Below are 23,101 nucleotides of genomic sequence, written 5' to 3' on the forward strand. Positions count from 1 at the left end.
AACGAGAACAAAGCTATCCCTCAAAGCCTTCCCGCTGTGCGGTTTGTGACATAATGCGCTCTTTGTGAGCTCGCGGAGCCTGTGGTGTCTGTTATTTTTCGAGTGTTGCGTTATATCAGCTGGCCTGTGGTTGCCGGTCTGCTTGCGGCCGCACTGTTCATGTTATTGCTGCCGGAAACGCTCAACAACGCGGCCAAAATGGAAACCAGGGGGTTGTCACCTGGCGTGTCCGGAGAGTGGCAGGGGCCCGCTTCGTATGCCGCTGCTGTACAACGGGCATCGGCATCGGTCGTCAATATCTATACGCGCAAAACACTCGAGCGCCCCCGCCATCCGCTTTTGGACGACCCTTTCTTCCGCCGCTTCTTCAGCAACAGCAATCTGCCGCAACAACAGCGCATGCAGTCTTCACTGGGCTCCGGCGTCATCCTGACCGAGGATGGCTATATCTTGACCAACAACCATGTGGTGACCGAAGCCGATGAAATCGTCGTCCAGCTCCAGGATGGTCGCGAGGCGATGGTCAAGGTCATTGGCAAGGATCCGGATACAGACCTGGCTGTGCTAAAGATAGATCTCGATAATCTGACACCCATCAATATTGATGCGGCCTCCATGCCCAGGGTGGGTGACGTCACGCTGGCCATAGGCAACCCGTTCGGGGTCGGACAATCGGTCACCCAGGGCATTGTCAGCGCTACCGGCCGCAATGGCCTGGGGCTCAATACGTTTGAGAACTTTATTCAGACGGATGCAGCCATCAACCCGGGCAATTCTGGCGGGGCACTGGTGGACGCTTTCGGCAACTTGCTGGGTATCAATGCTGCCATTCTCGACAAGACCGGCTATTCAGTGGGCATCGGCTTTGCCATACCCGCCAATACGGCAGTGAAAGTTCTACAGGATATCGTCGAACACGGCTATGTTATCCGGGGCTGGCTGGGCGTCGAAGCCCGCCCACTGACCAGGCTGGCGGCGACGAAACTGGGCATGGACCCGCCATCGGGACTGGTGATCACCAGTATTTATATCAACAGCCCCGCTCACCTAGCGGGCTTGCAACCGGGGGACATTATCACCCGCATCAATGATTACTGGGTGGTAGACAATGAAAAGAGTATGAATCTGATCGCTGATCTCTCGCCCGGCGACTCCGTCAAACTGGAGGTCATACGGGACGGGCAAAAAAGCACGATCATGGCGGTGACGGGTACCCGGCCACCGCCCGAATAACCCGGGGGATTACTGCTTGAGCAGCTCGGCCAAAACGTCCAACAGCCGGCAGTTTTGCTCGTTTGTGCCAACCGTAATCCGCAAAAACTGTTCTATTCTCGGCTGTCTGAAGTGACGCACAATAATACCCTTCTCACGCAATCGCGCCGCAAGCCCGGCGGCATCCCGCGACGGGCAGGTCGCCAGCAGGAAATTCGCGGAGGACGGCAGCACCTCAAAACCCAGTGATTTCAAGCCGGTGGCCAACCTGTCACGACTACGAATAACCTGCTCGCAGACCTCCCGAAAATAGTCGTCATCGGCAAAGGCCGCAGCGCCCCCGACAATGGCAAAACGACTGAGCGGGTAGGAGTTAAAACTGTTCTTCACACGCTCCAGCGCCTCAATCAGGGCAACGTCACCGATAGCAAACCCGATCCGCAAGCCGGCCAGTGACCGGGATTTTGACAGCGTCTGAGTCACGAGCAGATTGGGGTAGCGCCCAACCAGGGACACCGCAGTCTCTCCGCCAAAATCGATATAGGCTTCATCCACCACCAGAACTGACCGCTGATTTTTTTTCAGTAACCATTCAATTTCCGGCAACGACAGCAGCATCCCGGTGGGAGCATTCGGATTGGGAAAGATAATGCCGCCATTATTGCGCAGGTAGTCCGCCACCTGAATACGGTAATCGCTGCCCAGCGGTATCCGTTGATAATCCACCTGATACAGGCCGCAATAGACGGGGTAAAAGCTGTAGGTGATATCAGGAAAGAGGATCGGCTCATCGTGCTTGAGCAGCGCCTGAAAAATATGAGCCAGCACTTCATCTGAACCATTGCCCAGAAACACCTGGTCCGGAGCAACAGCATAATAATCTGCCACCGCCTGTTTGAGTAACGCACCATTGGGGTCAGGGTAAAGGCGAAGGCTATCCCCCAATTCTCCGGCGATGGCTTCCAGAACCCGGGGGGACGGCCCATAGGGGTTTTCATTGGTATTCAACTTGGTCAGGTTGGCCAGTTTGGGCTGCTCCCCGGGCACATAGGGATCCAGCCTTGCAACGACATCACTCCAGAAAGGGCTGCTCACGGGGCTACCATCATGACTTGATGCGATATTCGGCAGAGCGGGCGTGGGCTGTCAGGCTTTCCCCTCGAGCCAGTACCGACGCAGTTTTCCCCAATGTCGAAGCACCTTCGGCGGAACACATAATAAGTGAACTGCGCTTTTGAAAATCATAAACACCCAGCGGCGAGGAAAAACGGGCTGTCATGGAGGTCGGCAGGACATGGTTGGGGCCGGCACAGTAGTCGCCCACCGCCTCGGCGGTATAACGACCCATAAAAATCGCTCCGGCATGACGAATACCCGGCAACCAGTCTTCGGGGTTGGCCACAGACAGCTCCAGGTGCTCGGGAGCAATGCGGTTGATCAACGCCAGTGCGTCCGTCATGTCCGCTACTGCGATCAGGGCACCGCGCCTCTCAAGGGACGCACGAATAATCGAAGCCCGCTCCATGGTGGGCAGCAACTTGCCAATACTGGTTTTTACCTGTTCGAGGAAATCCGTGTCCGGGCTGATCAGAATGGACTGGGCTTCTTCGTCGTGCTCAGCCTGGGAAAACAGGTCCATCGCGATCCAGTCCGGGTTTGTCTGACCATCGCAAACCACCAGGATTTCCGAGGGCCCCGCCACCATGTCCAGACCCACTGCCCCGAACACAGCCCGCTTGGCCGTGGCAACAAAGATATTGCCCGGCCCGACAATCTTGTCCACCCGAGGCACGGTTTCCGTACCATAGGCCAATGCACCAATGGCCTGAGCGCCGCCCAGTGTAAACAGGCGATCAACCCCGGCAATCGCTGCCGCAGCAAGCACCAGCGGATTCAGTTCGCCACCCGGCGCAGGCACCACCATGATAATTTCGTTAACACCGGCCACCCGGGCGGGCAGAGCATTCATCAGCACCGAGGACGGATAGCTGGCTTTACCCCCGGGCACATAAATGCCCACCCGATCCAGTGCGGTGATCTGCTGCCCCAACAGGGTGCCATCCTCTTCCCGGTAGTGCCACGAAGCCTGCTTCTGGTGCTGGTGATAACGGCGAATTCGTTCCGCCGCCAACTCCAGTGCATCGCGCTCAGCTGCGGGGATACCGGCCAATGCCCCGGAAACGACGTCGGCAGGAATTTCGAGCTCCCGGACATCATCGACATCCCGGGCGTCGAAGCGATTGGTAAATTCAATCAGGGCTTGATCGCCGCGCTGGCGAACAGCCGCCAGGATATCACCAACGATCTGCTCAACATTTTGATCTGATACATTCTCCCACGCCAACAGCTCGGTCAGCCGGTCGTCGAAACAGCTATCTGAGGTAGACAACTGCAAGATACTGATGGGTTCACTTTGCATCGTCATCGGACCTTGTTCACCGCTTCCGTCAGGCGGTCTACGATATCCTGCAGCAATCGGTGCTTCATCTTCATGGCGGCCTTGTTCACTATTATCCGGGAACTGATGTCGGCAATAAACTCCCGGGCCTCCAGGCCATTGGCCCGAAGCGTATTACCGGTATCCACAATATCCACAATCTCATCCGCCAGGGCCATGATCGGAGCCAGCTCCATGGCACCGTAGAGTTTTATGATATCCGCCTGACGACCCTGTTCGGCATAAAAACGGCGGGCCACATTGACGTATTTGGTGGCGACCCGGACACGCCCTGTGCCGGGCGTTGACCCGGCCACTGCCGCTGTCATCATGCGACAGCGCGCGATACCCAGGTCCAGCGGCTCATAGAGCCCGTCACCGCCATGCTCCAGGAGGGTGTCTTTTCCCGACACACCCAAATCCGCTGCGCCAAACTGCACATAAGTAGGGACATCCGAACCGCGCAATACCAGTAATCGCACATCGGATCTGCTGGTATCAAACAGCAACTTGCGGCTGGCACTGATGTCTTCCAGAGGGGCAATACCGACTTCCGCCAGCAAAGGCAGGGTTTCTTCCAGAATACGCCCCTTGGTCAGGGCAATGGTAATTTGCATGGCACTCACATTGTTTATGCAACTGGTTACTTGAGGAAAACGCCCGACCGGGACTAACGACCCGGAATCCTGCGGATATTGGCACCGAGCTGCTGCAGCTTTTCCTCAATACATTCATACCCTCGATCTATATGGTAAATACGATCGACAATGGTTTCACCATCAGCCACCAGACCGGCAATCACCAGACTGGCCGAGGCCCTCAGATCCGATGCCATAACCGGCGCCGCCTTGAGCCGCTCAACCCCGGTAACGATGGCGGTATTTCCTTCCAGGGTGATTCTGGCCCCCATCCGATTCAGCTCATGGGTCTGGACCAGGCGATTCTCAAAGATCGTCTCGGTAATCGTGCCCACCCCATCGGCAACCGCGTTGACAGTTGTCAGTTGCGCCTGCATGTCGGTGGGAAAAGCCGGATAGGGGGCTGTCTTGAAGTTGACCGATTTCGGCCTGCGGCCTTCCATATCCAGCGCTATCCAGTCCTTGCCGACACTGATCTTCGCACCGGCTTCCTCCAGTTTGATCAACACAGCCTCGAGGATATGCGGATCGGTATCCTTGAGCTTGACGCACCCCCGGGTCGCTGCAGCCGCCGCCAGGTAAGTGCCCGTCTCAATGCGATCAGGCATAATCCGGTAACTGCCCCGATGCAGGGTGTCGACCCCGTCGATGGTCAGGGTTGTAGTGCCCATACCCTTCACCCTGCCACCCAACGCATTAATACAGTTCGCGAGATCGACCACTTCGGGTTCGCGAGCGGCATTTTCAATCACTGTCTGGCCATCGGCAAGCGCGGCGGCCATCATGAGGTTTTCCGTTGCACCGACGGAGACCGTGTCCATCAAAATATGGGCACCCTTCAGACGGCCGTTACAGCGGGCATTGATGTAGCCACCGTCAATATCTATCTCTGCACCCATCATTTCCAGCCCGCGCAGGTGCAGATCTACCGGTCGACTGCCAATTGCACATCCACCGGGAAAGGAGACATTGGCAACACCAAACTTCGTAAGCATTGGCCCCAGCACGAGAATGGAGGCACGCATGGTCTTGACCAGGTCATAGGGTGCCACATGACTGTGCAAGGTCGTGGCATCGACTTCCACCTGCATCTTTTCATTTAATACCACACTGACACCCAGGCATCCGAGCAGCTCGAACATGGTGGTTATGTCATGCAGGTGGGGCACGTTGGATATCATCACCGGGCCATCGGCCAGGAGTGTGGCCGCCATAATCGGCAATGCGGAATTTTTGGCACCGGAGATACGGATTTCCCCGAACAGTGGGCCGCCTCCGGAAATCAACAACTTGTCCATTCAAAACCCTTGTGATTCAGCAAGGCAGTGGCCAGTTTGAGCTGAGATAGGTGAGGGAAACCGGCGCGGGCTTAGTTGCGAACTTCATCCGGCGTATAGGTTTTGATATTTACCGCGTGAATAGCACCTTCGGCTATGTGCTGCTGAAGCACGGCATAGATTTTTTGTTGCCGCTGTACGGGACGGAGTCCGGAGAATACGTCGCCAACGACCTGTATCTCAAAGTGACTACCATCGCCACCGACGGTGACATCACAATCGGCCAGAGCATCCTGCAGAAGTGCCTGCACCTCATCGGGGGTCATAGGTTACCCCTCACTTTTAATAACGTCTGACGGGGCGGACCAATTGGCTATGACCTGATCGATATTGCCGTCATATTTTTCGGCTCTCTGGGCGAACTGGTTGCGGAACGTTTTGCCAAGGTTGATTCCGTTGATTACAACGTTGGTGATTTTCCACGCCCCGTCACGGTTCAGTGCCATCGAGTAATAGAGTGGAAAGACACCGTCCTTGCCACGAATTTCCTGAACCACAGTAACCCGACGCTTATCCTCAATGTCTTCCTTGGGCGGCAACACCACGATGGTTTCATCGCCATAGGAAATCAGGCCGCGACCATAGGTTTCAATCAGGTCGCGATGAAAGGTTTTGACGAACAGTTCGCGCTGTTCATCGGTAGCCTCGGCACGGTAGGCCCCCATAACATTGCTGGCAATCCACTTGAAATCAATCACCCGGGCCAGCAGACAATCCAGTGATTCAAAGAAGGCCTGGGGATCATCATCAAAGGTCTCACGGTGCTCGGCAATCGTCTGTAACAGGTCGTCGGTCACAGTCTCAATTAACTCATGGGGAGTTTGTTCCGATGAGGTCACAGCATCATCCGCAGCCTGCACAGCAATTGCATGACCCGATACCAGAACAACCAGTGCGGGGAGTAATAATTTCATCAACCTCTTGTACATGGCAACTTTCCTCAAATTATTCGAACCTACTGACTACACAGCCGCCCTTTTTCTCGGCTACCGCCATTTGACATCAACAAACCAGCCAAGTGCCAAATCAGCTGACGTGAAAAGGCGTGCACTATACCATTGCCTCGCTATTTCCGAAATCCTTGAAGGTCGGGCAATTTTATGGAGACCCGGTTAACAGCCTCTGCCGGGGCTGGCCAGGGGGAGCTGACCGATTTAACCTCCTGGCAGTGTTACCCACCCCTGATCACTGCCAGCACTTACAGCATTACCTGGTTGCCGGTATACTTGGCAAAATATTTTGGGTAGCCAATGACCACCAGTAATTTTGCCGAAGCCGCACGCCGCACTATCCGTCTGGAAGCTGAAGCTGTCACTCTGCTCGAAGAGCGGGTTGATGCAGCTTTTGACTGCGCCTGCGAGCTGATTATGCAGTGCACCGGCCGCGTCATTGTTACCGGCATGGGGAAATCGGGACATATTGGCAGGAAGATCGCCGCCAGCCTAGCCAGCACGGGAACCCCCGCTTTTTTCGTCCATCCCGGGGAAGCCAGCCATGGCGATCTTGGCATGATCACCCGGATAGATCTGGTTCTGGCATTGTCCAATTCCGGAACAACGGCCGAAATCATTACCCTGCTACCACTCATTAAACGTATGGGCATCCCATTGGTCAGCATGACTGGCAATCCGGACTCGATTCTGGCCCAGGCATCGGAGGCCCATTTGGATGTTCGGGTTCCCAGTGAAGCCTGTCCACTGGGATTGGCACCTACCACCAGCACTACGGCGACACTGGTCATGGGCGACGCTCTGGCGATTGCCCTGCTGGAGGCACGCGGCTTCACTGCCGAGGACTTTGCTTTTTCCCACCCCGGCGGGGCACTCGGCCGCAAGCTGCTGCTCAAGGTGGAAACCATCATGCACAGTGGTGACGAACTGCCCCAAGTGTACGAGGATGCGCTTCTGAAAAAAGCCCTGGTGGAAATGACCGCCAAAGGGTTTGGCATGACCACGGTGGTCAACCACCAGGGAGAGTTGGTCGGGGTATTTACCGATGGCGACCTGCGCCGGGCGGTCGATAACGATATCGACATCAATCACAGCACTGTCCGTCAATTGATCAAGGGTAGCTGCAAGGCCGTTCACCGGGAACTGCTCGCAGCCGAGGCACTAAAAATCATGGAAGACAATAAAATTACTGCGCTCGTTGTTGAAGACACCAACCACCATCCGATCGGAGTCCTCCACATGCATGACATCCTGCGTGCGGGGGTGATGTAACCATGTCAAACCCGAGCCTGAAGGTCACCAGCAAAGCTCGTCAAATCCGGTTATTGCTACTGGACGTGGACGGCGTTCTGACCGATGGCTGCCTCTATTACGGTAATAATGGGGAGGAGCTGAAATCGTTCAATATACAGGATGGTCTCGGCATAAAACTGCTACAGCGCAAAGGTATCAAGGTCGGCATTATCACCGGCCGATCTTCAGCACTGGTGGCGAGGCGGGCTGAAGAACTGGGTATTGATCTTGTCGTTCAGGGACGGGAGGACAAGCTGGCCGCCCTGGAAGACTTGCTGGGCACACACCCCTACCAGATGAATGAAATCGCCTTCCTCGGCGACGACCTTCCAGACCTCGCCGTCATCAGGCGCGTGGGGCTGGGGGTTGCCGTGGCGAATGCCAGGCCAATTATCGCTGAGCATGCACTCTGGCAAACCTCCGCCTGTGGTGGAGCCGGGGCGGTCCGGGAACTGGCCGAGATGCTTCTGCAGGCTCAGGATAAACTGGAAGCCACCTTTACGGACTACCTCTAAACATATGCGCAATATTTTGATAACCGCCATGCTGCTCGCTTCAACAGGGATTTTCCTGTTGTTCTGGCTGTCGCCACCAGAGGTATTTCTGAACAAGCCAGGCACCGATGTAGAAGAATTACCCAAAGCAGACAGCTATATGAATAACATTGATACGGTAAATTTTGACAGGAATGGCAACAGGGCTTTCACCCTCACCGCCATTGAGGCACGCCACTTTAATCGCGGCAACCGACTGGAACTGGAAAACCCCGGCATGGTGTCTTTCAGCAAGCCGAAGAAGGGCTCGGAACAGACACCCCCATGGTATGTAACCTCCCAGAAAGGCACCATCTACAACGGGGGTGAACGGGCTGTCCTGTCCGGTGACGTCTACGCATGGCAATCTGTTAAAAAAGGCGGCAAAAATGAATTTCTCACCAGCAAATTAACCATATTCCCTGAGACCAACATTGCGGAAACTGGCCTACCCGTGACTATCAAAACACCTCAGGGGAAAACCACCGGCACAGGCATGTGGGCAGATCTTAATGATGAGATATTCAAACTGCTATCAAAAGTAAAGGGGATTCACCGTGCGCCATAACCTATTCATTCTGCTGCTACTGGCAGCATGTCACTCCTCCAGTCTGGCGCTTCCCAGCGACGCACAACAGCCTATCAATATTGAATCAGACAGGGCCGAGCGCTACGAAAAAACCGGCACGACGATCTATGAAGGCACTGTCGTTATTACCCAGGGAACCATCAAAATCCACGCGGACAAGGTCACTGTCTATACGGCAAATAACCAGGTCGTTCGAATTGTCTGCGTTGGAGAGCCTGCCCGCTACCAACAACAACCGAACCCCAATGACAGCCTGATGTACGCCAAGGGCGACACTATCGAATACCATCTGGCCAGTGACCGTATCGACCTGCTGAAAAATGCCAGTGTTGAGCAGAATGGTACCGTTATCACCGGTGAAAAAATCAACTACGACCTTAAGGCAGAGGTGGTCAAGGCGAGCAGTGGCGACAATCCTCGCCAGCGGATCCAGATGGTCATTCCACCCAACAAGCAAAAGGATGCAAACTAAATGGCTATCCTTAAGGCTTCAAATCTGGTCAAAAGCTATAAAAGAAGACCGGTGATTCGCGATGTATCCCTCACCGTAGAAAGCGGTGCAATTGTCGGGCTGCTGGGTCCTAACGGCGCTGGCAAAACCACCTGTTTTTACATGATTGTCGGGCTGGTTCATCAGGATGGCGGCTCTGTTCATATCGATGATGAAGACATCACTTCTCTGTCCATGCACGGCAGGGCTCGAAAAGGGCTTGGCTATCTCCCGCAAGAGGCCTCCATTTTTCGCAAGATGACCGTGGAGAATAATATTCTGGCGATCCTGGAAACCAGAAAGGATCTCGACAAACAACAGCGTGCGAAAAAACTGGAACAACTGCTCCAGGAGTTTCACATCAGTCATATCCGCAACACCCTTGGCATGAGCCTCTCTGGGGGGGAGCGTCGCAGGGTGGAAATTGCTCGCGCACTGGCCATTGAGCCGGCCTTCATTCTTCTGGATGAACCCTTTGCCGGGGTGGATCCGATTTCAGTCAACGATATCAAGCAGATCATCCGCCATTTACGCGATATGGGTATTGGTGTCCTGATCACAGACCATAACGTACGCGAGACACTCGATATCTGTGAGCATGCTTATATCGTTGGCGAAGGACAGGTTATTGCCGAGGGTCAGGCCACCGATATTGTCGCCAACCAGCAGGTTCGGGATATCTATCTCGGCGAAGACTTTATGCTTTGATGGCACGTACTACCGCACAGCCATTATGCAAAGCGGCACACATTTTGCTTGTCACTCCCCCCGGAGGCAGACTACACTTTCCCTGTGAATATTTTCGTAACAATCCTCTATACGCAGTCATAACATGAAAGCCAGCTTGCAACTGAAAATCGGCCAGCAGCTGACGATGACCCCTCAGCTACAGCAGGCCATTCGTCTGTTGCAATTATCCTCTCTCGACTTGCACCAGGAAATCCAGCAGAACCTCTACGACAACCCGCTGCTTGAGCTTGCCGAAGAATCCGAGAACCTGGCCGCAGAAACCGCCACCCGGAAAAATGAGGATATCGACAGTGCGACGCGTGATCTCAACAGCAGTGAATGGGACAACAAAATACCCACTGACCTGCCCGTCGATGCCAATTGGGACGATATTTACCAACCCAGTACCCCCATCAGAAACACGGGTGCGGATACACGCGATTTTGACAGCGTTCACAACGTCACAGAGTCGCTTCAGGACCACCTGATCTGGCAACTCAATCTGACGCCGATGTCTCCCAAGGACTACCTGATCGGTGAAATGATCATCGATTCAATTGATAGCCGGGGCATGCTGACGGCACCCATTGAAGAAATCTGGGCTGCACTGGACGACGAAATTGAGCTGGATGAAGTACTCGCCGTGGTGCACCGCATCCAGCAGTTTGACCCACCCGGTGTTGCCGCCACCAGCCTCGCCGAATGCCTTCTGATTCAGCTGAACCAGTTCTCTCCGGATACACCGCTGATTAACGAGGCCATCCAGCTCGTTACCGACCATCTGGAGCTGGTTGGACAGCGCAATTTCCGACAGATGGAAAAAATCACCGGCCTGCCCCACGAGATACTCGAGGGCGCCATCCTGCTCATTCAGACGCTGTCCCCCAACCCCGGTGACGCCATTCGAAACGATGATATCGAGTACGTGGTACCCGATGTTCGTGTCACCAAAGCCGATAATCACTGGAAAGTTTCCCTCAACGAGGACATCACCCCTCGCCTGAGCATCAATCAACAGTATGCCCAGCTGATTCGCAGGGCTGATTCCAGTCAGGACAACACCTTTCTGAAGAATCACCTCCAGGAGGCCAAATGGTTTCTGCGCAGCATGGAAAGCCGCAATGACACCCTGATGCGCGTCACCAGCTGCATCATCGAATTACAACAGGGCTTTCTGGAGCAGGGCCCCGTGGCGATGAAACCCATGGTGCTGGCAGATATTGCCGAACGACTGGAGCTGCACGAATCCACTATTTCCCGAGTGACCACCCAGAAGTACATTGACACGCCGCAGGGCGTTTTTGAACTCAAGTACTTTTTCTCCAGCCACGTCTCGACCGACGCAGGCGGGGAGTGTTCATCAACAGCCATTCGCGCTATGCTGAAAAAAATGGTGAGCGCTGAAAATCCGGGCAAGCCGCTCAGTGATAACAAGCTGACAGCACTGCTTCAGGAGATGGGAATTCAGGTGGCTCGACGCACTGTTGCCAAATACCGTGAGGGAATGGGCATCCCCTCTTCCAGCGAAAGAAAACGCTACAACCCCAATACCTAACACCTATTAAGGAGAACCGCATGCAATTGAACATCAGCGGACATCATCTCGATATCACTGATCCGATCAAAGACTATGTCACCACCAAATTATCCAAACTGGAGCGCCATCACGACGGCATCACCAACACCAATGTGATTCTCTCAGTTGAAAAATTGATCCAGAAAGCTGAAGCGACAGTCCATGTCAGCGGGGGTGAATTCTTTGCAGATTCCGAGCACGAGGATCTTTATGCCGCTATCGATATGCTGACCGACAAACTGGACCGGCAGTTGATCAAGCACAAGGAAAAGAACCGCGGTAGATAATACTCATGAAACTGATCGATGTACTCACCCCCGAAAACACCGTTGCCAGCGCCGAGGGCGGTAGCAAGAAAAGGGTATTGGAAAACCTTTCCGTCTTCCTGGCAGAACGCATGGAAGGCGTCGGTGCGGACGACCTCTACCAGAGCCTGCTGGCAAGAGAGCGACTGGGCAGCACCGGGATAGGAGAAGGTGTTGCCATCCCCCACTGTCGATTGGCAAGCTGCGAAAAAATTACCGGAGCACTTGTCAAACTGGCTGACGCCGTCGATTTCGATGCTATCGATGGGGAGTCGGTGGATCTGATCTTTGCACTGATTGTTCCCGAGGAGCAAAACGACGAGCACCTGCAGGTCCTCTCTTCCATTGCCGAATTACTTCAGGATGAAACAGTGCGCAACGCATTGCGACAGGCCAGCAGTAATCAGGACCTCTTCCGGATAGCAACCGGCAATGATGGCGGCTGAGGTGAAAGACTAATGCGACTGGTGGTGGTGAGTGGGCGTTCCGGATCCGGTAAGAGTACCGCACTGAACGTTCTCGAAGATGTCGGTTTTACCTGCATTGACAACCTTCCCGCCAGTTTGCTTCCCGGCCTTTTTCAGAAAGCCATCAACGCCAAGAGCCAGCATTGGCTGGAAAAAATTGCGGTGGGGATCGATGTCCGCAACCTGGGCGAAGATCTTGACCAGCTACCAAAAATTCTTGCGGAGCTGCAGCATTCGGGCATTAATTATGAAGTGCTTTTCCTCGATGCCAGAAACTCCGTCATTATCCAGCGTTTCAGTGAGACAAGGCGCAAACACCCGCTCACCACTGACCAGGTAGATATCCACGAAGCCATAGAGCTTGAGACTACGCTGCTGGACCCAATCGCTTCAATTGCAGATCGCAGAATCGATACCAGCACCATGACCCTGCACCAGCTGCGCGATGTCATCAAACAACAAATTGCGCCCCACAGCAGGGATGACATGGCTGTCATGTTTGAGTCCTTTGCCTTCAAACGCGGTGTGCCAGTCAACGCGGACTTTGTCTTTGACGTTCGCTGCCTGCCCAATCCCCACTGGAAACAGGAGTTGAGGCCCTTTACCGGCAATGACCAGCCCGTGATCGAATTCCTCGAGTCGCAACCGGACGTCATCGACATGACTAATGACATCAAGCAGTTCCTGTCCCGCTGGACACCGTCATTTCTTGCCAATAACCGCAGTTATCTAACCATTGCTGTGGGCTGTACCGGAGGGCAGCACCGCTCAGTCTACGTATCCAATGTTCTAGCCAGACATTTCAGCAACACCATGCCGAATGTACAGGTCCGGCACAGAGAACTGTCCTGACGGGCGTCATCACGAGAGGGCTGTTATGTCGAAAATAATCTGTACAGAAATAACCATTGTCAATCGTCTCGGACTGCATGCTCGCGCAGCCGCGAAGCTGGCTTCAACCGCCGGAAAATATGGCTGCGCCATCAAAACCGGCCGCAGTCCTGACAAACTGGTGGACGCCAAAAGCGTGATGTCACTGATGTTGCTTGCCGCTACTCAGGGGACCTCTCTCCATTTCATATTCGAAGGCAGTGATGCGGAGCGCGCCCACCGCGATATCGAACAGTTAATCGGCAACCGCTTCGAGGAAGAGCACTAACCGCGCTGCCTACCAACCCAGCCACTGTATAATTTTGTCACGCCCACCTATACACTATCCGCCTTCAAACTGACGGTCATGGAAAACTTCTCAGATGCAGGGGCCTAACGAAAAATTCAGCCATTTGTCCAGGCTCGCCAGCATCAATGAAATGATGAATTCGAGCGATGTGCGCCTGCTTCGGCACATGCTCAACAACCTTTCTCCCGGCGATATCGCCGACCAGATAGAGTCTGCACCACCCAAAGCCCGGCGGGTATTATGGGATCTGGTTGACCGGGAGCTGGAAGGCGAGGTGATCGGTGAGCTCAGCGAGGAACTTCGCGGTGAAATCCTTCGTGAAATGGAAAGTCACGAGGTCGCCTCACTTACCGAAGGTCTTGATCCCGATGACATTGCGGACATCCTGCAGCAACTTCCCGACCAGGTAATACCGGAAGTACTTCAGGCGATGAGCAGCCAGGACAGGCTGCGGGTAGAGCGAGTACTCACTTACAACGAAGATACCGCCGGCGGGTTGATGAACACGGACACCATCACTGTCCGGCCCGATCTGACGATTGATGTGGTATTGCGTTACTTGCGCCGCCACGAAGAAATTCCGGATATCACCGATAATATTTTTGTGGTGAACCGGGAAGATACGTTTCTCGGCACATTACCACTCACCAAACTACTGACTGCAAGCCCCAATATCACTGTGCGCGAGATGATGGTAACCGATGCACAGGCCATCACGGCCGACATGCCCGATTCGCAGGTTGCACTGCTGTTTGAGAAGAATGACTGGGTTTCCGCGCCAGTCGTGGGCCTCGACCACAAACTACTCGGCCGAATCACCATCGATGACGTGGTGGATGTGATTATCGAGGATGCCGCCCACTCACTGTTGGGGTTGGCCGGTCTCAGTGATGAAGAAGAGACATTTGCCTCGGTTAAGCGCACGGCGCCCCGTCGGGCCGTTTGGCTCGGGATGAACCTGATAACCGCAATTCTCGCCTCCTCGGTAATCAACATTTTCGAAGCCACGATTGAAAAGGTCGTCGCGCTGGCTATCCTGATGCCTATTGTCGCCAGTATGGGTGGCGTCGCGGGCAGCCAGACACTCACCGTTGTTATTCGGGGCATGGCACTGGGACAGATCAGCAAAAACAATATGCGCTGGTTGCTGAGCAAGGAATTTGCCGTCGGCGCCTTGAATGGCATGCTCTGGGCGCTGGTAATGGGCGGCGTCGCCGCTCTCTGGTTTAACGACCCGATCATAGCCTTCATCATTGCTGCAGCCATGGCCATCAACCTCATCTCAGCCGCTGTTGCAGGTACCTTGCTGCCGGTATTTCTAAAGAAATGCCGCATTGACCCCGCTCTGGCGGGGAGCGTCGCGCTCACCACGGTTACAGATGTGGTGGGTTTTCTCTCGTTTCTGGGTCTCGCCACCCTGTTTTATAGCTAACCATCATGATTGAAGATTCTTTTCCAGACCGCCTGCCAGAAGAAGAACTCCCCAAAAGTAAGTCGGCCGTCAAACGTGAGATGACCGCACTGCAAAAGCTCGGTGAAGAGCTCGTGGATCTAGCCCCGGCCAAACTGGCCAAGATCACCATGCCGGAAGACCTTGCCGAAGCGGTGATGTTGGCGCGACGGCTAAAAAACCGCGAGGGTCGACGACGCCAGCTGCAATATATTGGCAAAATCATGCGTGTCATCGACAGCGATGGCATACGCCGTGAACTGGAGAGTTTTCACCATGACAGCCAGGTTTTTCGCCAGCAGTTTCAACGCCTGGAGAACTGGCGCGACAGACTGATCAGTGAGGGCGACTCCGCACTCGATGAACTGATTAGTGAAATACCGGGCCTGGACCGACAGCACTTGCGCCAGCTAATCAGGCAGGCCCAGCGCGACGCGTCACAACAAAAACCACCCGCAGCCAGTCGCAAATTGTTTCAGTACCTTCGGGATAACTGCCAGTGAATTCGTCCAGTGACCCGGAAAAGCGCTCTATGGACTTTTCCCGGAAGCGGATACCCGACGACAACCCTGTGTTTCGCTGCCCCTGGGCTGGCAATGATCCACTCTATCAGAGCTATCATGATCAGGAATGGGGTGTTCCCTGTCGCGATGACCGGAAGCTGTTTGAATTTCTGGTGCTAGAGAGTGCCCAGGCCGGGCTCGCATGGATCACCATTCTCAGAAAGCGCGAGCACTATCGACGGGCCTTTACCGAATTTCGACCGGAGCAGGTAGCCCGCTTCAACCGGCAAGAAATGGCGCATCTGCTGCAGAATACGGGTATTGTGAGAAATCGTCTCAAGATTGAAAGCGCTGTCAGTAACGCCCGCCTGTTTCTGGACATTCAAGCGCAATTCGGCAGTTTTGCAGATTACCTGTGGGGCTTCGTCGACAACCGTTCCATTCAGAACCATTGGCAGGATTCCGACGCTGTCCCGGCGACTACCCCGCTATCGGACACCATCAGCAAGGACATGAAAAAACGCGGCTTCCGATTTTTTGGCAGCACTATCTGTTATGCCTACCTGCAGGCTACCGGGCTGGTCAACGACCACCTGGTAGACTGCTTTCGCCATCGGCAATGCCACGATCTTTAATCGTGGCTGCCTGATAGTTCTCAGTTTTTGCCGGCACGCTTGCGTTCGTTCTCGCTCAGGAGCTTTTTGCGCAGGCGAATGTGGTGGGGGGTTACCTCTACCAGCTCATCTTCGGCAATAAACTCCAGCGCCTGCTCCAGGGTATGTCGAACCGGCGGACTGAGAACCAGGTTCTCATCGGTACCGGCCGCCCGGATATTGGTCAACTGCTTGGCCTTGGTGGGGTTCACCGGCAAATCATTGTTGCGGGAATGCAGACCGATGATCTGCCCCTCATAGACCTCGGCACCGTGCCCGAGGAACAAACGACCACGATCCTGCAGGGTAAACAGGGCATAAGCCAGTGTCTTGCCCTTGGTCATGGAGACCAGCACGCCGTTCTGGCGACCGGCCATGTCACCCTGCTTCACCGGACCATAGTGATCAAAAATGCTGGTCATGATACCTGAGCCACTGGTCAGCGTCAGAAAGTGTGAACGAAAGCCAATCAGGCCTCGAGAGGGCACCATAAACTCGAGCCGGACACGGCCTTTCCCGTCGGGCTCCATGTTGGTCATGTCCGCCTTGCGGAGACCCAGCTCCTCCATTACCGCACCCTGATGCCGGTCTTCAATATCAATCACGACCTGCTCATAGGGCTCGTGAATTTCGCCATCCACATCTTTCTGGATCACTTCGGGACGCGATACACCCAGCTCGAAACCCTCACGGCGCATGTTTTCAATCAATACCGACAGGTGTAATTCACCGCGTCCGGACACCACAAATTTGTCAGGGGTCTCACCCTGCACAACCCGCAGTGCCACATTGTGAATCAGCTCCTGATCCAGCCGCTCCCTGATATTTCTCGAGGTAATGTATTTACCATCCTGACCGGCGAACGGGGAATCGTTCACCTGGAAAGTCATACTGACAGTCGGCTCGTCAACACTCAGTGGCACCATTGCTTCCGGCTTGTCCGGGCTGCAGATGGTGTCGGAAATATTCAATTTATCGATACCGGTGATACAGACAATATCACCCGCTTCGGCCTGTTCCACCTCGAATCGTTCCAGACCGCGATAACCCATGACCTGCAACACACGACCGCGTCGGGTTTTGCCCTCGCGATCAACCACCACCACTTGCTCGTTGGTCTTGAGCTTGCCGCGGGTAATTCGACCAATGCCGATAACCCCCACGTAACTGCTGTAATCCAGAGCACTGATCTGCATTTGCAGTGGACCATCGCGGTTCACCGCCGGGGCTTTGACCTTATCCACCACCATCTGGAACAACGGTGTCATGTCTTCCGCCAGATCATCTGGCTCATTGCCGGCAACACCATTCAGCGCCGACGCATACATAATGGGAAAGTCCAGTTGTTCGTCGGTGGCACCGAGACGATCGAAGAGATCAAACACCTGATCGACGACCCAATGGGGACGGGCGCCGGGGCGGTCTACCTTGTTGACCACAAGAATCGGGTGGAGGCCCTGTTCAAAGGCCTTTTGGGTAACAAACCGGGTCTGCGGCATCGGGCCGTCAACCGCGTCCACCAGCAACAATACAGAATCCACCATCGACAGAACCCGCTCAACCTCACCGCCAAAGTCGGCGTGGCCCGGGGTATCGACGATATTGATCCGGTAACCATTCCATTCGATGGCCGTGTTTTTGGCCAGGATGGTAATACCGCGCTCACGCTCCTGATCATTGGAATCCATGACCCGCTCGGCACCCATGGCTTTGCGGTCCAGCGTACCGGATTGCTGCAACAGGCGGTCCACCAATGTGGTTTTACCGTGGTCAACGTGGGCAATAATGGCAATGTTGCGGAGATTTTCGATCACAGGATTTCTCGGTCGGTAAAAAATAGGCGCGGATTATAGCGGTTATAGCGCCAGAACGCAGAGATTTCTTCAACACCGTACCCAGATCTGCCCACAAATGGCAAGAGCCGTCAAGGAAAGCCGTTTTGGCCAGGAACTCCAACCGGGATGCCCCGGATAACTTTGATGAAACCAGGCAAGGAAAAGGGCAGCGACACCTGCCGGGGTCTGCCAATGTCCGTACATCGACATCCCAAACCGAGAGCCCTATACTGCTCAGCAATTCACACACACCATATAAAGGATCTTATTTTGGTGGTTCAACAGCAAAAATTTGCTGTCAGTCTCATGGAGCATCTGGTCACGGCGACTTTTGTCCTCGACAGGAACGGCTACGTCGTCATCTGGAACAAATCCTGTGAGCGACTCACCGGCGTCAGGGCCGATGAGGTGCTGGGGACACGGGATCACTGGAAAGCTTTCTATTCAAAGCAACGGCTTTGTCTCGCTGATGTACTGGTGCAGGAACGAACAGCTGAGCTCGATCAGCTCTATGCAGTTCACGCACAACCCTCAATCTATGGGGAAGGCTATAAAGCCGAAAACTGGTGTGTTATGCCTCGCATCGGCTCACGACTCTATCTCACAGTGGACGCGGGCCCTATTTACGATATCCACGGCAACCTGATCGCTGTTGTTCAGACGATCAGAGACAATACCGACTATAAAAATGCCCAGTCCAAGCTCGAAAAAATGGCCATCACCGATGAGCTTACCGGCCTCTATAACCGGCGCTATTTTACCGACCATCTCGACATGGAATGGCGGCGGGGTATGCGCAGCCGGGAACCGCTGGCGCTGATCTTCCTGGATATCGATTACTTCAAACAATACAACGACCTCTACGGACATCTGGTCGGCGATGACTGCCTGAAATCCATTGCCACCACCCTGCAGCACAGCCTGCTACGCGCCACCGACATGGCCACCCGCTATGGCGGTGAGGAGTTTTGCGTCCTGCTGCCCGACACCTCACTGACCGGGGCACTGAAAGTAGCAGCCCAAATCCAGGCGAACATCAAAAGATTGCAAATCCCACATGCCGACAGCCCCATATCGTCGTCGATAACCATCAGCGCCGGTGTTGCCAGCCTTGTTCCCGCTACAGAGGACAGCCCCTCACGGCTGACATCTCTGGCCGACAAAGCCCTTTATGAAGCCAAAGGCAGAGGGCGAGATCAGACAGTTGCCAGCGATACCTGTTAACTACAGCACTGAATAAAGCAGCCCTGTGCGGTTGGGCGTTCTGCTTGAAATCGGCTTAATACCTGATCGCTATTTGGAAAGGACACAGGAATCTGCTCATGTGGTTTATAGCGGCATGGAATACCGTTCAACAATTAGCTGAGCGGCCAACCGATCAATAAAACCGTCAATGTCACTGTGCCGATAAGCAGGTTCATCGGAATCCCTACGCGAAGGAAGTCCGAAAAGCGGTAACCACCCGGCCCATAAACCATCAGATTGGTTTGGTAGCCCAGAGGTGTCGCAAAGCTTGCCGAGGCCGCCATGATAATGGCAAAAATAAAAGGCTCGTTGTTCAAACCGGCCTGCTCTGTCATTTCCAGCACAATCGGCAACACCAGCACGGCCGAGGCATTGTTGGTAATCAGCTCGGTCAGAATTGATACCAGCAGATAGCACAATATCAGCAGCAACCAGGGCTTACCGGAACCCAGCTGAACCATATTGTCGGCGAGAAAGGCCGCCACGCCGGTTTTCTCCAGCGCCATGCCCAGTGCAAAAGCGGCTGCGATAGTCACTATCACCATCATATCGATATTTTTTTCCGCCTGATTGACCGAGCAGCAACCGCAGAGGATCATCAGCAAACTACCGAGCAGTGCCGCGTTTAGCATGCTGGTCAACCCGAACCCCGCCAGAGCGACAACGCCGCCCAGAATGGCCCAGGACAAGTAGGCTCGCTCGTGCCTCGGCGGTTCAGTATTGCGCTCGTTGACTAACAGGAAATCCTTGTTATAGCGCTGACGGCTGACAAATGCGGGCCGGGCTTCCAGCAACAGGGTATCACCCACTGCCAGCTCAATCGTGCCCAGATTCCCCTGAACCCGCTCGCCATGACGCGCAACGGCAAGGACCACTGCACCATAGCGACTCCGAAACCCGGAATCCCGTATGGCATGCCCCACCGCATCGCAGTGGGGCGACACGACCACCTCCACCAGACGTCGCTCGGCACGGTCAGTATCCAGGGACAGCCCCTCCTCATTCTCGGTCGATGGCACCAGGCCATTGATGCGCAGCAGATCCGAAATCGCCTCTGTATCTCCAGCGAACACCAGGCGGTCCCCGCCCTGCAGTTTTTCCTCAGAGGGTACGGCAGTCACCACCGTGCCACCCCGTACAATTTCCACCAGATAAACACGCCTCAGGTGGCGCAGCCCTGCGCTTGCCACTGTTTTACCGACCAACGGACCATCTTTCGCAACAGAAACTTCCAGCGTAAATTCACGCAGGTTGCCAAAAGCCTGCTGATCCCCGCGATCCGGCAGCCACCTGGGAAAAAATAACCAGATAAAGAACAGCCCGATAAGCGCGACCGGAAAACCCACAGCAGTGATCGAAAATAACGAAAATCCGGGCTCACCCGTCAACACCTGATACTGGCCATTGACCACCAGATTGGTGCTGGTGCCGATAAGGGTCAGGGTACCGCCCAGAATTGCCGTATAGCTCAGCGGAATCATCAATTTGGATGGCGCAATATTGATTTGTCGCGACCAGGCATGAATGGCCGGAATCATCGTGGCGACAACTGGTGTATTGTTTAAAAAGCCACTCAACAATGCCACGGGCGCAAACATCCTGGTCAAGGCAGACCGGACGGTTTTAGGCCGCCCCAGGAAGCGGTTCACCAGCAGATCAATACCGCCTGATGCGTGCAGCCCTGCTGCCACCACAAACATTGCTGCGACAGTGATAACACCGCTATTGCTGAATCCAGACAGCGCTTCGGTGGCAGTCAGGATACCGGTGACGCTCAGTATGCTCAGCACCACCATCATCACCAGATGGGGTCCAATCCGGGTGGTTGCCAATACCAGCAACGCACCCAGTGTCAACGCCAATGATAAAACGCCTTGCCAGTCCATAGATTTCACTTCGCCTGCTCAAAAAGAGCAAGAATAGGGGCCATTGTTAATACCCACAAAGAATAAAAAATCATCTGTGGGTATATTTATGAGATATAGGGTTTCTAAAAGCCTCTGCCTTTATTTGCGGACAGGACGATAGACACCCACATTGCAGAAACCCTGCTCTATCAGGTGTTCTGCATGAAGCCGGCTCATCACCCCCCTGTCACAATACAGCACATACCGGGACGCCTGTTTCAGCTCGCGGAACTGGCCCTGCAGGGTATAAAAAGGCATCAGCTCCACCTCTGTTTCAGGCACATTCAGTGGCCGGGAACAGACTTCTTCAGGGTGCCGAATATCCAGGATCACCGAGTCCGCTGGCGGATTTTCAAAAACATCCACAGGAATGACGTCATTGTCATTCAGCACATCATCGATGGCCTGGACACGAGTATGAGCAAGCGCGTGCGCCAATACGCTGAAATCAAATTTTTCCTCTTCGTTAGCCACCTTTTGGCCCGTCGCACGGGTGGTGGGCCTGACCGAAATAACACCGCAGTATTCAGGCATGTTGGCCGCAAAACCTTCTACCCCTATGGCCCGGGCAATATCGATGATTTCACCTTTGTCAGCGGTGATCAGTGGTCGGAGGACCAGCGTGTCAGTCACCGCATCAATAACCGCGAGATTGGCCAGAGTCTGACTTGATACCTGGGCAACGCTCTCACCCGTTACCAGCGCATCAATCTTCAGCTCCCTGGCGACCTCACTGGCGACACGCAGCATCATGCGCTTCAGTACAACCCCCATTTCCGCATTGCCGACCTTGGTCAGGATTTCCTCCACCACACCAGCGAACGGGATTGTTATAAAATGCACTTGGTGGGAGCTGGCATATTTCTGCCACAGATAAGAGGCCACCTGCTTGACCCCCACCTCATGATTTCGCCCACCCAGATTAAAAAACAGATAATGTGTACACAGGCCCCGCTTGATAGTGAGGTAACTGGCCACAGAGGAATCAAACCCACCCGAAAGCAGCGAAATCACTGCATCCTGGGTGCCAAGAGGGAAGCCGCCCAACCCGGGATAAACCGCTTCAATCACATAGAGCTCGTTATGACGAATCTCCAGACGGACCGTGACATCCGGCCGCTTGAGATTAACGCGGGCTGAGCCACAGTGGTTCAGCAGAGCAGCGCCGACATAGCGCTCGAGATCACTGGACTTGAAGCCGTGCTCGCCAACCCGTTTCACCCGAACAGCAAAACTTTTGTTATCCAGACAGTTTCGCCAAAAAATCAGTGTTTTTTCAACCACATCGTCAAAGTCTCCCAGCGGATAGCGCTGTATTCGGGCAAATTTGGCGATTCCAGGGGTTCTGCCCAACAGATCTACAACCTGGCGAGCCAGCTCCTCGTCGACAGGGCCGACGACCTGAATTTTCTCCCAGTCCTGTTGAAGCTGGATAGCAGGATCGATGCTCACCAACAATTTGCGGAGATTATCCCTCAGCTGGCGGGTCATGCGCTTGCGGACAGGGGGACTCTTAATGGTAATCTCGGGGAAAAGCTTGACGATGAAATGCATGGGGATAATGACTACAACTCGTGTTTAACGGCCCAAGATTATATTACAAATGTGGCCAAATCCGCTTATCATGGATCACTGCGACCGGATTCAAGCAGTTAGCACTATTTTGGTGCATATTTCAGAAAATAGATTCTAATATGGTGCAAAAGGCTGTCTTGCCAAACTGATAACCTGTTGTTTTACTTGACTGATACCGATGGCATGGCTTTTGCTTC

General features: G+C 54.3%; 24 protein-coding genes. 15 read left to right on the forward strand and 9 right to left on the reverse strand.

Annotated elements, in window-relative coordinates; all coding sequences use genetic code 11:
• Window positions 1–84 precede the first annotated feature (84 nt).
• Entirely contained in the window at window positions 85–1,233 is a 1,149-nt protein-coding gene (locus tag QZ516_RS10155; protein ID WP_297189116.1) for a trypsin-like peptidase domain-containing protein, read from the forward strand.
• A 9-nt stretch (window positions 1,234–1,242) separates the two neighbouring features.
• Here the strand turns inward: QZ516_RS10155 and hisC are convergent, their stop codons facing one another.
• The 6 genes from hisC to QZ516_RS10185 all read right to left on the reverse strand — a co-directional run bounded on the left by hisC (window position 1,243) and on the right by QZ516_RS10185 (window position 6,538).
• Window positions 1,243–2,307, reverse strand: a complete 1,065-nt coding sequence (hisC, locus tag QZ516_RS10160; protein ID WP_297189119.1) for a histidinol-phosphate transaminase — start codon at window positions 2,305–2,307, stop codon at window positions 1,243–1,245.
• A gap of 10 nt (window positions 2,308–2,317) precedes the next feature.
• The gene (gene hisD, locus QZ516_RS10165) at window positions 2,318–3,631 is read right to left on the reverse strand and encodes a histidinol dehydrogenase (RefSeq protein ID WP_297189122.1); all 1,314 of its coding nucleotides are present in this window, start codon (window positions 3,629–3,631) and stop codon (window positions 2,318–2,320) included.
• A 2-nt stretch (window positions 3,632–3,633) separates the two neighbouring features.
• On the reverse strand, window positions 3,634–4,266 hold the full coding sequence (hisG, locus tag QZ516_RS10170) for an ATP phosphoribosyltransferase (protein WP_297189125.1): 633 nt from the start codon (window positions 4,264–4,266) through the stop codon (window positions 3,634–3,636).
• A gap of 53 nt (window positions 4,267–4,319) precedes the next feature.
• Window positions 4,320–5,585 carry a UDP-N-acetylglucosamine 1-carboxyvinyltransferase gene (murA, locus tag QZ516_RS10175; protein ID WP_297189127.1) on the reverse strand — a complete coding sequence of 422 codons (1,266 nt, stop codon included), beginning with the start codon at window positions 5,583–5,585 and terminating at the stop codon, window positions 4,320–4,322.
• A gap of 71 nt (window positions 5,586–5,656) precedes the next feature.
• Window positions 5,657–5,890 carry a BolA/IbaG family iron-sulfur metabolism protein gene (locus QZ516_RS10180; RefSeq protein WP_297189130.1) on the reverse strand — a complete coding sequence of 78 codons (234 nt, stop codon included), beginning with the start codon at window positions 5,888–5,890 and terminating at the stop codon, window positions 5,657–5,659.
• Window positions 5,891–5,893: 3 nt separating this feature from the next.
• Window positions 5,894–6,538 (reverse strand): ABC transporter substrate-binding protein, encoded by a 645-nt coding sequence (locus QZ516_RS10185; RefSeq protein ID WP_297189132.1) that lies wholly within the window; start codon window positions 6,536–6,538, stop codon window positions 5,894–5,896.
• Window positions 6,539–6,874: 336 nt separating this feature from the next.
• Here QZ516_RS10185 and QZ516_RS10190 point away from each other — a divergent pair, with 336 nt between their 5' ends.
• The 13 genes from QZ516_RS10190 to QZ516_RS10250 all read left to right on the forward strand — a co-directional run bounded on the left by QZ516_RS10190 (window position 6,875) and on the right by QZ516_RS10250 (window position 16,324).
• Complete coding sequence (locus tag QZ516_RS10190; RefSeq protein WP_297189134.1) at window positions 6,875–7,846, forward strand: KpsF/GutQ family sugar-phosphate isomerase; 972 nt, start codon at window positions 6,875–6,877, stop codon at window positions 7,844–7,846.
• Between the two features lie 2 nt (window positions 7,847–7,848).
• Window positions 7,849–8,382 (forward strand): HAD-IIIA family hydrolase, encoded by a 534-nt coding sequence (locus QZ516_RS10195; RefSeq protein WP_297189137.1) that lies wholly within the window; start codon window positions 7,849–7,851, stop codon window positions 8,380–8,382.
• A gap of 4 nt (window positions 8,383–8,386) precedes the next feature.
• The gene (gene lptC, locus QZ516_RS10200; RefSeq protein ID WP_297189140.1) at window positions 8,387–8,968 is read left to right on the forward strand and encodes an LPS export ABC transporter periplasmic protein LptC; all 582 of its coding nucleotides are present in this window, start codon (window positions 8,387–8,389) and stop codon (window positions 8,966–8,968) included.
• Entirely contained in the window at window positions 8,958–9,461 is a 504-nt protein-coding gene (lptA, locus tag QZ516_RS10205) for a lipopolysaccharide transport periplasmic protein LptA (RefSeq protein WP_297189144.1), read from the forward strand. The genes lptC and lptA overlap by 11 nt, the downstream gene beginning before the upstream one ends.
• Window positions 9,462–10,187: an LPS export ABC transporter ATP-binding protein gene (lptB, locus tag QZ516_RS10210; RefSeq protein ID WP_297189147.1), complete on the forward strand. Its 726-nt coding sequence runs from the start codon at window positions 9,462–9,464 to the stop codon at window positions 10,185–10,187.
• A 124-nt stretch (window positions 10,188–10,311) separates the two neighbouring features.
• Window positions 10,312–11,763, forward strand: coding sequence for an RNA polymerase factor sigma-54 (locus tag QZ516_RS10215; protein ID WP_297189151.1), 1,452 nt, complete (start codon window positions 10,312–10,314; stop codon window positions 11,761–11,763).
• A 20-nt stretch (window positions 11,764–11,783) separates the two neighbouring features.
• Window positions 11,784–12,071 carry a ribosome-associated translation inhibitor RaiA gene (gene raiA, locus QZ516_RS10220; protein WP_297189154.1) on the forward strand — a complete coding sequence of 96 codons (288 nt, stop codon included), beginning with the start codon at window positions 11,784–11,786 and terminating at the stop codon, window positions 12,069–12,071.
• A gap of 5 nt (window positions 12,072–12,076) precedes the next feature.
• Window positions 12,077–12,535, forward strand: a complete 459-nt coding sequence (ptsN, locus tag QZ516_RS10225) for a PTS IIA-like nitrogen regulatory protein PtsN (protein WP_297189157.1) — start codon at window positions 12,077–12,079, stop codon at window positions 12,533–12,535.
• A gap of 12 nt (window positions 12,536–12,547) precedes the next feature.
• Window positions 12,548–13,408, forward strand: a complete 861-nt coding sequence (gene rapZ, locus QZ516_RS10230) for an RNase adapter RapZ (RefSeq protein ID WP_297189160.1) — start codon at window positions 12,548–12,550, stop codon at window positions 13,406–13,408.
• Between the two features lie 25 nt (window positions 13,409–13,433).
• Window positions 13,434–13,715, forward strand: coding sequence for an HPr family phosphocarrier protein (locus QZ516_RS10235; protein ID WP_036859234.1), 282 nt, complete (start codon window positions 13,434–13,436; stop codon window positions 13,713–13,715).
• A 151-nt stretch (window positions 13,716–13,866) separates the two neighbouring features.
• Window positions 13,867–15,168: a magnesium transporter gene (gene mgtE / locus QZ516_RS10240; RefSeq protein WP_297189163.1), complete on the forward strand. Its 1,302-nt coding sequence runs from the start codon at window positions 13,867–13,869 to the stop codon at window positions 15,166–15,168.
• Between the two features lie 5 nt (window positions 15,169–15,173).
• Window positions 15,174–15,689 carry a ribosome biogenesis factor YjgA gene (yjgA, locus tag QZ516_RS10245; protein ID WP_297189166.1) on the forward strand — a complete coding sequence of 172 codons (516 nt, stop codon included), beginning with the start codon at window positions 15,174–15,176 and terminating at the stop codon, window positions 15,687–15,689.
• A gap of 29 nt (window positions 15,690–15,718) precedes the next feature.
• Complete coding sequence (locus tag QZ516_RS10250) at window positions 15,719–16,324, forward strand: DNA-3-methyladenine glycosylase I (RefSeq protein WP_297189315.1); 606 nt, start codon at window positions 15,719–15,721, stop codon at window positions 16,322–16,324.
• A 20-nt stretch (window positions 16,325–16,344) separates the two neighbouring features.
• Here QZ516_RS10250 and typA read toward each other — a convergent pair whose 3' ends face one another.
• Window positions 16,345–18,156: a translational GTPase TypA gene (gene typA / locus QZ516_RS10255; protein WP_297189170.1), complete on the reverse strand. Its 1,812-nt coding sequence runs from the start codon at window positions 18,154–18,156 to the stop codon at window positions 16,345–16,347.
• Between the two features lie 294 nt (window positions 18,157–18,450).
• On the opposite strand from typA, the gene QZ516_RS10260 reads away from it, so the two are divergent.
• Window positions 18,451–19,401, forward strand: coding sequence for a diguanylate cyclase (locus tag QZ516_RS10260; protein WP_297189173.1), 951 nt, complete (start codon window positions 18,451–18,453; stop codon window positions 19,399–19,401).
• Window positions 19,402–19,535: 134 nt separating this feature from the next.
• Here QZ516_RS10260 and QZ516_RS10265 read toward each other — a convergent pair whose 3' ends face one another.
• Both QZ516_RS10265 and thiI read right to left on the reverse strand, forming a co-directional pair.
• Window positions 19,536–21,308 (reverse strand): SLC13 family permease, encoded by a 1,773-nt coding sequence (locus QZ516_RS10265; RefSeq protein WP_297189177.1) that lies wholly within the window; start codon window positions 21,306–21,308, stop codon window positions 19,536–19,538.
• A 120-nt stretch (window positions 21,309–21,428) separates the two neighbouring features.
• Window positions 21,429–22,883: a tRNA uracil 4-sulfurtransferase ThiI gene (gene thiI, locus QZ516_RS10270; protein ID WP_297189180.1), complete on the reverse strand. Its 1,455-nt coding sequence runs from the start codon at window positions 22,881–22,883 to the stop codon at window positions 21,429–21,431.
• Window positions 22,884–23,101 lie beyond the last annotated feature (218 nt).

The sequence above is a fragment of the uncultured Porticoccus sp. genome, assembly GCF_913061305.1.
Taxonomy (GTDB): domain Bacteria; phylum Pseudomonadota; class Gammaproteobacteria; order Pseudomonadales; family Porticoccaceae; genus Porticoccus.

Bases quoted from the DNA above. Each gene is read 5' to 3' on its own strand.
- hisD (WP_297189122.1), bottom strand. From the start codon at position 3,631: ATGCAAAGTGAACCCATCAGTATCTTGCAGTTGTCTACCTCAGATAGC.
- hisG (WP_297189125.1), bottom strand. From the start codon at position 4,266: ATGCAAATTACCATTGCCCTGACCAAGGGGCGTATTCTGGAAGAAACC.
- murA (WP_297189127.1), bottom strand. From the start codon at position 5,585: ATGGACAAGTTGTTGATTTCCGGAGGCGGCCCACTGTTCGGGGAAATC.
- QZ516_RS10180 (WP_297189130.1), bottom strand. From the start codon at position 5,890: ATGACCCCCGATGAGGTGCAGGCACTTCTGCAGGATGCTCTGGCCGAT.
- QZ516_RS10185 (WP_297189132.1), bottom strand. From the start codon at position 6,538: ATGAAATTATTACTCCCCGCACTGGTTGTTCTGGTATCGGGTCATGCA.
- QZ516_RS10190 (WP_297189134.1), top strand. From the start codon at position 6,875: ATGACCACCAGTAATTTTGCCGAAGCCGCACGCCGCACTATCCGTCTG.
- QZ516_RS10195 (WP_297189137.1), top strand. From the start codon at position 7,849: ATGTCAAACCCGAGCCTGAAGGTCACCAGCAAAGCTCGTCAAATCCGG.
- lptC (WP_297189140.1), top strand. From the start codon at position 8,387: ATGCGCAATATTTTGATAACCGCCATGCTGCTCGCTTCAACAGGGATT.
- lptB (WP_297189147.1), top strand. From the start codon at position 9,462: ATGGCTATCCTTAAGGCTTCAAATCTGGTCAAAAGCTATAAAAGAAGA.
- QZ516_RS10215 (WP_297189151.1), top strand. From the start codon at position 10,312: ATGAAAGCCAGCTTGCAACTGAAAATCGGCCAGCAGCTGACGATGACC.
- raiA (WP_297189154.1), top strand. From the start codon at position 11,784: ATGCAATTGAACATCAGCGGACATCATCTCGATATCACTGATCCGATC.
- ptsN (WP_297189157.1), top strand. From the start codon at position 12,077: ATGAAACTGATCGATGTACTCACCCCCGAAAACACCGTTGCCAGCGCC.
- rapZ (WP_297189160.1), top strand. From the start codon at position 12,548: ATGCGACTGGTGGTGGTGAGTGGGCGTTCCGGATCCGGTAAGAGTACC.
- QZ516_RS10235 (WP_036859234.1), top strand. From the start codon at position 13,434: ATGTCGAAAATAATCTGTACAGAAATAACCATTGTCAATCGTCTCGGA.
- mgtE (WP_297189163.1), top strand. From the start codon at position 13,867: ATGATGAATTCGAGCGATGTGCGCCTGCTTCGGCACATGCTCAACAAC.
- yjgA (WP_297189166.1), top strand. From the start codon at position 15,174: ATGATTGAAGATTCTTTTCCAGACCGCCTGCCAGAAGAAGAACTCCCC.
- QZ516_RS10250 (WP_297189315.1), top strand. From the start codon at position 15,719: ATGGACTTTTCCCGGAAGCGGATACCCGACGACAACCCTGTGTTTCGC.
- QZ516_RS10265 (WP_297189177.1), bottom strand. From the start codon at position 21,308: ATGGACTGGCAAGGCGTTTTATCATTGGCGTTGACACTGGGTGCGTTG.
- thiI (WP_297189180.1), bottom strand. From the start codon at position 22,883: ATGCATTTCATCGTCAAGCTTTTCCCCGAGATTACCATTAAGAGTCCC.